We start from the raw sequence: 11,997 nt of genomic DNA on the forward strand, positions 1-11,997 counted from the left end.
TGTAAAGAGACGCTACCTGAGGTTATCCGGATGACAGAAACAGCTGGTCGTGTGGTCGCTAATCAGCCCGCAGGCCTGCATAAACGAATAACAGGTAGTGGTGCCGACAAATTTAAAGCCGCGCTTTTTTAGCGCTTTAGAAAGGGCATCGGAAACGGTGCTGAAGGTTGGCGCAGCGCGATAGTCGCTGTAGCGGTGGATTTGCGGCTGGCGATCGACAAACTGCCAGATAAACTCAGCAAAGGTCTCGCCCTGCGCCGCCATCGCCAGCAGCGCGCGCGCGTTGGCGACAATAGCGGAAAGCTTGCCGCGATGGCGGATCAGCCCGCTGTCCAGCATCAGCCGATCGAGGTCGCTTTCCGTCATCAACGCCACCTGCTCAGGATCGAAACCGCAGAACGCCCGCCGGTAGTTTTCCCGCTTTTTTAAGACGGTCAGCCAGGAAAGGCCGGCCATCTGACCTTCCAGGCACAGCATTTCAAACAGCGCCTGCGCGTCGGTAATCGGCACGCCCCATTCCGTATCATGATAGGCCAGATAGATCGGATCCTGAGTCACCCAACCGCAACGCTGCATAAGTAAAGTTCCTTATCTGAATCGGTTAAAAAATACACGTAAAAGGCTTGACGCAATGCCCGGAAAGGCAATAGTTATCTGACAGGTTGACGATGATAGCAACAAAATAACCGGCGTTATGCCGCCGCTTTCAGGCTCTTTCTGGAGTCACGCCATGCTAAAAAAATATTCGCGCCTGCGCGCTGCCGGAAGCGCGTGGCTCTTTTATGCCGTCTCGACTTTTCCGGCGCTGGCCTGGGATAGCTACACCGTCTTTGGCGACAGCCTGAGCGATGGCGGTAATAACGGCCGCTATACCTGGGACAGCAGCCGACATCCGCTCTATGACGAAATTCTGGCCGCAAAAATCGACCAGTCGCTCCAGCCTTCCAATAACGGCGGCAGCAACTATGCCGCGGGCGAAGCGGTGGCGCTGCCGCTGCTGAATGCCGACAACAATACGTCTAACCAGCTCGCCGCTTATCTGGCGGCCAGGGGCGGCCAGGCGGATGCCGACGGCCTCTATATTCACTGGATCGGCGGCAACGATCTGGCGGCGGCCGCGCTGAATCCGCAGCAGGCGGCAGGGCTGGTCAGCAACAGTGCTTTTGCCGCCGCAGGCCAGGTACAGCAGCTGCTGGCTGCCGGAGCCGGAACGGTTATCGTGCCGACCGTGCCCAATATCGGTGCGGCGCCGGTGCTGCTGGAGGCGGTCATCCAGACCGGCCTGGCGCCCGTTGCCGGTACGGCGCTGGCTGCGGCCTTCGCTTCCCTGAACGGCCAGACGACGCCGGATCTGAACAGCCGCAATCAGGCGATTTACCAGGCGCTGTACGCCGCCGCCGGTGAGGCCAGCAGCGTGACCGCCGTGCGGCAGGCTATCGCCGATCGGCTGTTTGCCGCGTGGCAAAGCCTTAGCGAGCAGGGCAGCGCGTTGACCAACCGCTATAACCAGCTGGAAGACGATCGGCTGGCGCAGCTGGGCGGCAACATTGTGCGCGTGGATATCAACGGTCTTTTCAGCGAGATCCTCAGTGACCCGGCGCGCTATGGCTTAAGCAATACGGCCGGCATGGCCTGCCCGCCCGGCGTTTCAGCGGCGGTCTGCACTTCGGCTACGCCCGGTTTTTCCGACGAGCAGGCTTTGCTGTTTGCCGATCGTCTGCATCCCGGCCCCGCTACGCACCAGCTGATCGCCGATTATATTGAGGCCGTGCTGAACGCGCCCGCGCAGGTGGTGGCGCTGGATCAGGCGATGCTGGCGCTCTCTCGCGATGCGCGCGCCACGCTCGACAGTCGCTTGCAGCAGCAGCGCCACAGCGACAATCCGCAGGGATCGCTTAACGTGTTCGGCGGCTACGCCGGTCAACATTACGACTATGCCGCCAATCTGGCGGCGGGCGACGGCAACGCCACCACCCATAACCTGACGCTGGGCGTGGACTATAAGCTGACCGATTCACTGCTGGTGGGCGCGCTGGTTTCCGGCTCGGATGACACGCAGCATCCTTCATCTCGCTTCGATTACAAGCTGCGCGGCTGGCTATTTTCGGCCTGGAGCGAGCTCGCTTTTCTGGACAACGGCTGGATAAATACGGATGTGCACTACGCTTTTGCCCGCTATGACGATATCCAGCGGCGTTTTGCCATCGGCCCGGCGACGCGGACGGAAAAGGGCGATACCGACGGTAAACAGCTCGGCGCGCGTATTACCACCGGCTGGGATTTTCCGCTGGGCGCGTCGCTTACCACCGGCCCGACGGCACAGTACGCGCTGGATTACAGTTCGGTAGAGGGCTACAGCGAGCGGGGCGAGAGCAGCACCGCCATGCGCTTCGCCGATCAGAACTACCATTCGCAGATTGGCGCGCTGGGCTGGCGGCTGGATGCCACGCTGGGCGGGATCAATCCCTGGGCGGCGGTCAGCTATAACCACCAGTTTGGCGATAACGTCTGGCGCGCCGGCGGCGGGCTGAAGTCAACGCAGACCCGCTTCACGCGCGATACCGCCCGCCAGGACAGCAACTGGGCGGACGTGACCGTCGGCGCAAACTTGCCGCTGGGCGACAGCGCGGCGGCCTTCGCCTCGGTGTCGCAAACCGGCGGCCTCAGCACCGGCGAGCAGTTTATCTATAACCTGGGCGTCAGCGCGCGTTTCTGATCGGCTGGCGTGCGCTTTCCGGCACGGCATGAGCGGTATTGGGCGGCGGCGCGCCCGTAAATTTCTCCACCTCCAGCTGCGCCATCTGCCCGCAGTTGCCCTGCGCCAGCCGTGAGGTGCCGATATCGAAGGTCAGGCAGTTTACGTTGCCGTTCCTGCACAGCGTTTTCGGCTCGGCAGGCTCGGCGGGATCGTACCAGGCGCCTTCGCTGATGCGCACTACGCCGGGACGGATCGCTTCCGTTACCAGCGCGCCGACCAGGATCTGACCCCGATCGTTAAACGCTCTGACCAGATCGCCGGACTGGATCCCTCGGGTGACGGCATCCTGCGGATGGATCAGTATCGCTTCGCGATCGCTGACGGCATATTTTTGCCGCAGCGGCGTGTTATCCAGCTGGGAATGCAGACGATGGGCAGGATGCGCGGTATTCAGCGACAGGGGATAGCGCTGCGCCTGCGGGCTGCCGTGCCACTCCTGCGGCGGCTGCCAGCCCGGCAGGCCCGCGCAGTCGTCGTAGTGCATCGCCGCGATAGTTTTAGAGAAGATTTCAATTTTCCCGCTGGGCGTGCCGAGCGGATTCAACAGCGGATCGGCGCGATAGTCAGCAAAGCGCACCCACTTTTTATTCTCTTCCGGTACCGGAAAGCGAATGTAGTTATTGGACTGCCAGAACAGATCGAACGGCGGCAGCGGGACGCCGGCGTTTCTGGCCTGCTGCTTCATATCGTCATACAGCTTTTTCAGCCACAGCATTTCATCGCGGCCTTCGGTAAAAGCCTGTTCGACGCCGAGCCTGGCCGCAATGGCCTGAAAAATGGCGAAATCGCTGCGCGCCTGGTGCTGCGGCGGCACGCACTGGCGCATCGGGAACAGATAGCGCTGCGAATAGTCGCCGCCCATATCCATATCGTTGCGCTCATAGCTGGTGGTGCAGGGCAGCACGATATCGGCGTGTCTGGCGGTGGCCGTCCAGTAAGGATCCTGCACCACGATGGTTTCCGGGCGTTGCCAGGCCAGCAGCAAATTGTTGGTGTCCTGATGGTGGTGGAAAGGATTGCCCCCCGCGACGTAGACCATTTTGACGTCGGGATAAGTCACCTCTTTGCCATTAAAAGCGATAGTTTTGCCGGGATTGGCAAGGCAGTCGGCAATGCGCGCTACCGGGATCGGCGGCGGCGAACCGGCAGGCGCGACGCCCGCGCTGATGCCCGACAGGATCCCGCCTCGCGCCGTTGGGCTGCCGCCGGAAGAGTAGTGGTAGCTGAAGCCGAAACCGCCGCCCGGCAGGCCGATTTGCCCGAGCATGGCGGCCAGCGTTACCAGCAGCCAGTGCGGCTGCTCGCCGCGGTGCTGGCGCTGAATGCCCCAGCCGGCCATGAGCATGGTGCGCTGACCCGCCATCCTTCTTGCCAGCTGGCGCAGCTGCTCCGGCGCGATGCCGCAGATCTCGCTGGCCCATTCCGCGCTTTTGACAAGGCCGTCGCTTTCGCCCAGCAGGTAGGCGCGAAACTTTTCAAAACCCGTGGTATAGCGGGCAAGAAAAGCCTCGTCATGGTGCTTTTCTGCCAGCAGCGTATGCGCCAGGCCCAAAATCATCGCGGCGTCGGTATAGGCTTTCGGCGCGATCCATTCCGCATTCAGCGCTTTGGCGCTGTCGCTAAATACGGGATCGATGCAGATAACCGGCGTGCCTTTGGCGGCCAGCGCCGCAAATCCTTCCAGCCCGACGTGATCCGGCACGTTCCAGCTGTTTTTCAGCGTCACCAGCGGATTGCAGCCCCACAGCACCACCAGCTCGCTGCTTTCCACCACCACCGGCCAGCTGGTTTGCTGCTCGTAAACCTCCATTGAACCGACCACGTGCGACATAATCACCTGCGCCGCGCCGGTAGAGTAATCGCCGCTGTAGCCCAGAAAGCCGCCCGCCAGGTTCATCAGGCGGTGCAGCAGCGCGCGGGAGTTGTGCAGCATCCCGGTGCTTTTCCAGCCGTAGGATCCGGCGTAAATAGCGGACGGGCCGTGCTCGCGCTGTAGCCTGCGGATGTCGTTGGCGACCAGCTCGGTGGCCTTTTCCCAGCTGACGCTGACCCACTTATCGCGGCCGCGCAGCGCCGTATTGCTGCCCGGCCCGTGCTCCAGCCAGCTTTGCCGCACCATCGGCGCGGTGATGCGGTTGGCAGCGTGAACCTGATAAGGCGCCATGGTGATCAGCTCGTTGGGCGCGGGATCGTCCTCCACGGGCTGTACGCCGACCATTTTTCCGTTCTCTACCAGCGCTTCAAAAGCGCCCCAGTGGGCGGCGGTCAGGATGCCTTTTCTGGCGGGCCTGAGCGCAGTAAACAGCGGCATTGCCTGGCTGATGGCCTGAGCCAGCGCGGAGCGGGCGTATAGCAGATCCAGCGAGCCGGCGGCCAGCAGCGTGCCGCCTGCGGCGAGAAACTGGCGGCGGCTGAGGCCGAAACGATTATTTTTCATGGGGTTCTCCCTGTGCGGTCGACTTCATGTCGCTGGCGTACTGCTGTGCGTAGCGCGTCAGCAGGCGCAGCTGCTCCGTATCCAGCGAAGTGCGCGAGGCCATGCCTTTTATCACCCCCGTCCACTGGTTCGCCGTGTAGTGGTCGGGCGCGGTGAGTCCGTGGCAGCCCGTGCAGTTGGCGGTCATCAGGCTGGCGGCCTGCTGCCAGAGCTTGTCCCGATCGGCGATCAGCGCGTCGCTGGCGACCGCTATATCGAGCGAAACGCGGTGCCAGCTTGTTTCCGTCTGGCTGTCTTCCTCCGTGGCGAGGATTTTTATCTGCGGCGCGGCTTCCGGCGCGACGATGGCGCTGATAATGCGTTTGCCTTTGGCCGCGTAGATCGCGCCGGTCGAGCCATCCTGCTGCCAGCCTTTCAGCTGTGCTTCAGTACGGCCATTTTTATGCCGGTACGGCAGCAGCTCCGCCGCCGGAAACAGCGTGCCTGCGGCAGGCCCGTCATGGGATGCCAGGGTGAAAGGCTGCGTGCTGATGGGATACAGAGGACGGTTATCGGTTTTGGCTGCGGCGGCCAGCGCGGTTAGCTGAGCGGCGCCGGAAGCGTTGCTGGCGCGCATATCGGGCAGGATATGCGCCACGCCACGATGGCAGTCGATGCAGGTTTCGCCGCTTTTCAGCGCGACAGGGTGCGCTTTCCTGGCTTCCGGCCGCTGGCCCAGCATATCCATCGCGGCAAAACTGTGGCAGCTGCGGCAGGTCGCAGAATCGCTGGCCTTCATCTTTTGCCATACCGACTCCGCCATCGCCAGCTTGTGGGCATTGTACTGCTCTTCGCTGTCCAGCTTGCCGGTCAGTTCGCCCAGCAGATCCTTGCTCGCGCCCAGCTTGGTCGCCATCCAGGCCAGCGGCTCGTTGGGAACGTGGCAGTCGGCGCATTCCGCGCGGATGCCGGCATGGTTCTGAAAGTGAATGCTGCCCTGATATTCCGCCAGCGGCCTCGACATGCTGTGGCAGGAAACGCAAAAAGCAGTGTCGCTGGTTTTGTGCAGCACTACCGCGCTGCCGGCGACGACCAGCAGCGTGGCGATAGCAATCAGCGCGATAAACGGCCAGCGGCGCTTACTGAAAATTTTCATATAAGCTCAAATCCCTTTGTTTAAAAAACAGGCTTATTTATCCCACAAAATCAGCGGGCTAAATTTGTGTCGCATCAATAAGGGAAGCGTTAGGGAAAAAGGAGGATTAGGGGAACATGCTGTCGTCGCGCAGCAGATGATCGCTGCCCTGACGATGGGTAAAGCCGCTGTGGTCGAAAAATTCCAGGATCTGCACCGCCAGCTTGCGGCCCATAGCGAAAAGGCGGCGAAAGTCCGCCGCGCGGGTGGCAAGCCCCTGCTGATGCTGCTGGCGAATGGTGTCGGCAAACCGTTCAATCAGCGCGCGGGAGTAGTAGCGATCGTGAACAATCGCCGCAATTTCGCCGCTGCTGGCGGCTTTTTGCAGCGTCAGACGCATCAGCGCCTCGTCGGCGTTCAGGCAGGCTGCCATATCGCGTACCCACCCGCTATCCTGCGCCAGCAGCGGTTTGGCCTGCTGCCACAGCGCCTGCTCTTCTGGCGTAAAGCTGACGGAGAAAGCAGGCAGACGCAGCCAGCCATAGCGAAACGCCAGCGCGCCGTCGGCCAGCAATAAGTCGATAACCGCCAGCCCGATTGCTTCCGGCAGGCCGGGCAGCGCCATCCTTCTGAGGCGGCTTCGCCCCAGCCCCGGCCTGTCTTCGTGCTTGCGATGGTAGCCCGCCAGCGTATCCAGCACCTGCCGCCGCCATCCTGCGGTAACCTCTGCCAGCAGCAGATAGTCGCCCGCTTCAACCGGCGCAATGGCGCTGAGCGCAGCGGAAAAACCTTCGGCAGTCAGCTGGCGCGCCCAGGCCAGCTGCGTTTTGTGCCAGGGACGGGCCTGAAGCAAAAGCCGCAGCGTTGCCTCATCGTCCTGCGCATTGGCCAGCTGCTGTAGCCAGCGCGTCGCGTCGGGCTGTGGCATACAGCCTTTTTTCTGCATCAACAGCACCACGCGAGCGCCCGCCAGCGTTTGCCGGGCCGTGATATCGCGCAGGATCAGCCGATCGTTATCTGCCAGCCACAGCGGTTTATCCAGCGTCAGCTCGGCCAGGTTATCCTGCATCGGCGTCACGCTGCCGGTGATATGGCTGGCGGCATGATGAATATGCAGCCGCTGCGCCTGTTTTAACGGCTGAAGCGGCTGGAGCGCCACCACCACCCGGCTGGAAAGCACGGCGGGCGGCTCTTGCAGCAGCCAGTCGCCGCGGGACAGCTCGCTTTTTTCGACGCCGCCAACAAGGTTAAGCGCCAGCCGCTGGCCGCCGCAGGCGACGCTGGCAGGCTGGTTTTGCGCCCGCAGACCCTGCACGCGGACGCTTTTATTCATGCCGGTCAGCCAGAGCCTGTCACCGACGCGAACCTCGCCGCCCAGCGCGGTGCCCGTGACTACAGTGCCCGTACCCGGCACGCTGAAGGCGCGATCGATAGCCAGGCGAAAGCGTTTACAGGGCGCGATCGCGCGCGGTGGCAGCTGGCTGATATGGTCGGCAAGGGCGCTGATGCCGGTGGCGTTCAGCGCGCTGGTGACAAACAGCGTGACGTCCGGCCAGCCCATCAGCGCGGCCAGCGTACGGATTTCCCGCTCGGTGTCGCTGATGCGTGCGGCGTTGGCCAGGTCGGCTTTGGTAATTGCGATGGTCAGCGGCGGCTGCCCGCTCAGTTGCAGGATCGCCAGATGTTCGCGGGTTTGCGGCATGATGCCGTCATCGGCCGCCACGGCGAGCAGCGCGTGATCCGGGCCGGTGACGCCGCTGAGCATATTAGCGAGGTGCTTTTGATGGCCCGGCACGTCGATAAAACTGAAGATCCGTCCATCCGGCCTCGGCCACCAGGCGTAGTTGAGATCGACCGTGCTGTCCTGAGGCTTTTCACCCGGCAGCCGATCGAGCGCCGCGCCGGTCAGCGCCTGCAGCAGCGTAGTTTTACCGTGTGCGGCATGACCTGCGCTGACGATGACCATCAGCTTGCCCCGGCGCTAAGGCGCCGCGGCGGAGGCGCCGTTATCCGGGCGGCGGTAAACGGGTTCACCATCAGGCCGATGGCGGCACCGTGCGGGCGAAGCTTTCCCGCTGGAACATTTTTTCCGCCAGTTTGACCAGCGCAGGCCGTTCCACGCACCAGTTAGGGATCACGCGGCGAAAATTCAGGAAGCCTATCAGGCAGGCGACAGCTATATCCGCCACGTTGATGGCCTCGCCGTTGATCGTAGTGCCTTTGGCCGCCTCTTGTTCCAGCGCGTCGAGACCGCGCGCGATTTTTTCGCGCTGGCGCAGCAGCTGGCTCTCCATCTGTAGCTCCGGCGGCCTCATCTGTTCGCGCAGCAGGATCACTGCCGCATCGCCGATCCCGTCCGCCAGCGCCTCCAGCTGCTGTACCTTCAGCGCCGCCAGCCGATCATGCGGCATCAGCGCCGGGGCGATATCCAGCTGCTCCAGGTAAGCGGCGATGATAGGCGAGTCGTACCAGGTATCTTCCCCAGCCACCAGCGCCGGGACTTTACCCAGCGGATTGTAGTGCGGAACGTGGCTCTCGTCGGTCCAGGGCGATTCGTTGATAAATTCAAAGGTGATGCCTTTTTCCAACAGAATGACCGAAATTTTCCGTACAAAAGGACTGGTGTAGCTGCCAATTAATTTCATTACGCGAATTCCCCTTCAAAACCGAATGGCCTGTTTATCACGTTATTCTCCCGGAAACAGGAATGGATTCAGGCTGCTGCGTGAAAAGCCCTCCTGCTCCATTCGCGCATCCAGCACCAGCGAGGCGAGATCGTCGGCAACCGCTTCTACGGCCGGATCTTTTGCCTGATAGAGCAGTTTCATATAGGTGCCGCAGTCGCCGCAGCTCTCGGCCTTAATGGACGCGAGATTGCCTTCCAGCGACCAGGCGTGCAGGTCCTGCGTTTGCTCACAGTTGCTGCATCGCGCGCGCGCCACGTGCCATTCGCTTTCGCACAGATTGCAGTGCAGATAGCGCAGGCCGTCCTCCTGCTGGTCCATATGCACTACGCCGGAAACCGGCACGCTGCCGCACACCGGACAAAACTGCCGCTGTTCGCCATATTCGGCGCGCGCGCGGCCGGGGATCAGCGCCGCCATCTGCGCCCAGTACAGCGAGAGCGCCGCCCAGACAAAAGGCGATTTGTCGCTGGCTATTTGTGAAAAGTCATTTGCGAACAGCGCGTTAGCCATGGCTTCCAGCTCCGGCGCAGAGGCTTTTTCCAGATTCTCCAGTACCGCCAGCGCCTGACCGGACATTTCCGGCTTCATTTCAGCGATCAGCGAATGGAGCAGACGCTGCCAGTGCGGATCGCGGGGCAGCGTGTTGATATCCAGCGGCGGTTTGCCGATGCGTGCGGCTTCCGCCAGGCGCGCCTGCAAATCCAGCCGCAGCGGATGATCGTAAAGCACTATCTCCTGCGCGCTGGCGATAACGGCCGCAAAGCGCAAATAGTCGCCCAACGGATTTTTCTCTGCCAGCTGACGCAGTCTCGCGGCGCGGCGGGCATACAAATTTTTCAGCCTGGGGAAAAGTAACGGCGGGATCGTCTCCGCCATTTTTGTTTCGCTTTTCTCCAGCGGATCCTGCGGGATTATGCGAATAGTCATCAGGAATTCCTGTTATCTGGCGCGCTAATATCGTCGGCGGAACGCGCATTAGCCGCACTTTTTGCCCGGTAGTCGGGCACCCGGTCTTCAAATAGTCTGTTTCGCCTCTAAAGCGGCGTAAACCCGCATGGCGCGCGGTGGTCAATCTCCTGTCACGCTCAACTTACCGGTAAAGCAGGGCCGCCGCATCGCGTATTGCGCGCCTGCGGCGGCCTGAAAAATGCGCTTATGGCTAAAATTATAGCGTCCGCTCTCGTCAACTTCCTTGTTAAGCGTAATTTAAGGGATGTTTTTTAACCACGACGGTTTGCTGCACGCAGTAAAAAAGCCTCTACGGCATGTCCGTGTTCCGGTCTGCGACCGTCGCTGTCCACCAGGCCGGTTGCAACCCGAGGCCCTGGCAGCGATTGGTTATCCGTTTCTTTTTGTGCTTTTTGCCGCCGGAAAACACCGTTGCGCGGATTATTGTTTTGCGGTCGTTCTCTTGCGGGTTCAAAATTACAGGCGAAAAAATTAGCGGCGCGGCTTGAGTGACGGGAAAGACAGGTGAGTGAAATGAGCAAGGCGGGTGAACAGAGCATGGCCGGCGTCAGTCAGATTGAGGTCTGGCAGCGCGGTACGCTGGAGACGGCACAGGAGGACTGGCTGGCCGATGAGGTGCCGGTGGCGCTGGTGTATAACGGCATTTCGCATGTGGTGATGATGGCAACGCCGAAAGATCTCGAGGCATTCGCCATCGGTTTTTCCCTCTCCGAAGGGATTATCAGCTCGCCCGGCGATATTTACGGCATTGATATTCAGCCTTCCTGCGGCGGGCTTGAGGTGCAGATAGAGCTGTCCAGCCGCCGTTTTATGGGGCTGAAAGCGCAGCGCCGGGCAATGGCGGGCCGCACGGGCTGCGGCGTCTGCGGCGTGGAGCAGCTGGCGGAAATCGGCAAGCCCGTGCAGCCGCTGCCTTTCAGCCAAACCTTTTCGCTGGATCGGCTGGACGGCGCGCTGTCGCAGCTGAAAAGCTACCAGCCCGTCGGGCAGCTGACCGGCTGCACGCACGCGGCGGCCTGGATAGCGCCAGACGGCAATCTGGCGGGCGGCTGTGAAGACGTAGGTCGCCACGTGGCGCTGGATAAGCTGCTCGGCCTGCGCAGTCAGCAGGCCAGCTGGCAGCAGGGCGCGGTGCTGGTTTCCAGCCGCGCCAGCTACGAGATGGTGCAGAAATCCGCCATGTGCGGCGTGGAAATTCTCTTTGCGGTTTCCGCCGCGACCAAACTGGCGGTTGAGGTGGCGCAGCGCAGCAATCTGACGCTGGTCGGCTTCAGCAAGCCGGGCCGCGCCACGGTTTATACCCATCCGCAGCGGTTAATAGCTGGTTGAGTCAGGGTGTGTAAGAAGAAGTATTTGACCCCGGCTCTGGCGGCTTTGGTTGGTAAGAAGGCGTCAGGTTATATCCTTTGGTGAAGTCATCCTTGCTCATCATGGCGGCTACGTTGCCATCGGCATCAATACAGGCTACCTGTTCATAAACAGCAGCGGTCAGACCCCGGCCGCTGCTGCCTGATTTCTTGTCATACTTAAAGGCAGTAAACTGCTCAAGATAATTGAAAAAATCCTGATAATTTTTGCCGTGATTAACCATTTCCGGATAATTTGTCCTGGCTTTGCCAGAAAAATAGGTGCGACATACCAGTTCCAACGGTGCACCATTTTTCATAGCGGAGGAGTTTTCTGAATTTTTACCAATATGTCCGTAGATAATGACATGATGATTGTCGTGTTCATTAAGCGCTTTTAGCGCCTCTTTATAGCGTACGGCAGCGGTTTTAGCGTCGGCACCAAACTTGCTTTTTTCTGAATTTACGCTGCTCGCATCTTTTTTAAATTCGATCAAAATCCATCGATTGCTATCGTTAAATATTGTATCGCCGCCTTTTTCATAGAAATCCTCTAATGGGGAAAGAAATTTTAAATGGCGCTGAAATTGGAGGATAAAAGTGTATTCGACAGTTTTCTCCCACCAGGTCATTTTCTGCTGAGTCATCAATTTGCCCTTTTTTGCACACTACTTTTTTTAAAAGAT

9 protein-coding genes are annotated in these 11,997 nt (G+C 60.7%); 2 read left to right on the plus strand and 7 right to left on the minus strand.

What is annotated here, in order from left to right:
* Nucleotides 1–12: 12 nt before the first annotated feature.
* Nucleotides 13–576 carry a DNA-3-methyladenine glycosylase I gene (locus ACA373_RS17015; RefSeq protein WP_370734856.1) on the minus strand — a complete coding sequence of 188 codons (564 nt, stop codon included), beginning with the start codon at nt 574–576 and terminating at the stop codon, nt 13–15.
* A 154-nt stretch (nt 577–730) separates the two neighbouring features.
* On the opposite strand from ACA373_RS17015, the gene ACA373_RS17020 reads away from it, so the two are divergent.
* A complete protein-coding gene (locus tag ACA373_RS17020; protein WP_370734857.1) occupies nt 731–2,716 on the plus strand; it encodes an autotransporter outer membrane beta-barrel domain-containing protein in 1,986 nt (661 codons plus the stop codon).
* Here the strand turns inward: ACA373_RS17020 and torA are convergent.
* The 5 genes from torA to fdhE form a co-directional block, all read right to left on the minus strand.
* Nucleotides 2,700–5,195, minus strand: a complete 2,496-nt coding sequence (gene torA / locus ACA373_RS17025) for a trimethylamine-N-oxide reductase TorA (RefSeq protein WP_370734858.1) — start codon at nt 5,193–5,195, stop codon at nt 2,700–2,702. The two genes, ACA373_RS17020 and torA, sit on opposite strands and share 17 nt — an antisense overlap.
* A complete protein-coding gene (locus tag ACA373_RS17030; RefSeq protein ID WP_253456727.1) occupies nt 5,185–6,330 on the minus strand; it encodes a NapC/NirT family cytochrome c in 1,146 nt (381 codons plus the stop codon). Before ACA373_RS17030 ends, torA begins: the two co-directional genes overlap by 11 nt.
* Before the next feature lie 106 nt (nt 6,331–6,436).
* A complete protein-coding gene (selB, locus tag ACA373_RS17035; RefSeq protein WP_370734859.1) occupies nt 6,437–8,275 on the minus strand; it encodes a selenocysteine-specific translation elongation factor in 1,839 nt (612 codons plus the stop codon).
* Nucleotides 8,276–8,345: 70 nt separating this feature from the next.
* Complete coding sequence (locus ACA373_RS17040; protein ID WP_301251558.1) at nt 8,346–8,954, minus strand: glutathione S-transferase; 609 nt, start codon at nt 8,952–8,954, stop codon at nt 8,346–8,348.
* A gap of 42 nt (nt 8,955–8,996) precedes the next feature.
* Entirely contained in the window at nt 8,997–9,923 is a 927-nt protein-coding gene (gene fdhE / locus ACA373_RS17045) for a formate dehydrogenase accessory protein FdhE (protein ID WP_253456717.1), read from the minus strand.
* Between the two features lie 555 nt (nt 9,924–10,478).
* Here fdhE and fdhD point away from each other — a divergent pair.
* A complete protein-coding gene (fdhD, locus tag ACA373_RS17050; protein ID WP_301730573.1) occupies nt 10,479–11,294 on the plus strand; it encodes a formate dehydrogenase accessory sulfurtransferase FdhD in 816 nt (271 codons plus the stop codon).
* Between the two features lies 1 nt (nt 11,295).
* Here fdhD and ACA373_RS17055 read toward each other — a convergent pair whose 3' ends face one another.
* Nucleotides 11,296–11,958: a hypothetical protein gene (locus tag ACA373_RS17055; RefSeq protein ID WP_370734860.1), complete on the minus strand. Its 663-nt coding sequence runs from the start codon at nt 11,956–11,958 to the stop codon at nt 11,296–11,298.
* Nucleotides 11,959–11,997 lie beyond the last annotated feature (39 nt).

Source organism: Erwinia sp. STN24 (assembly GCF_041320675.1).
GTDB lineage: Bacteria > Pseudomonadota > Gammaproteobacteria > Enterobacterales > Enterobacteriaceae > Erwinia > Erwinia aeris.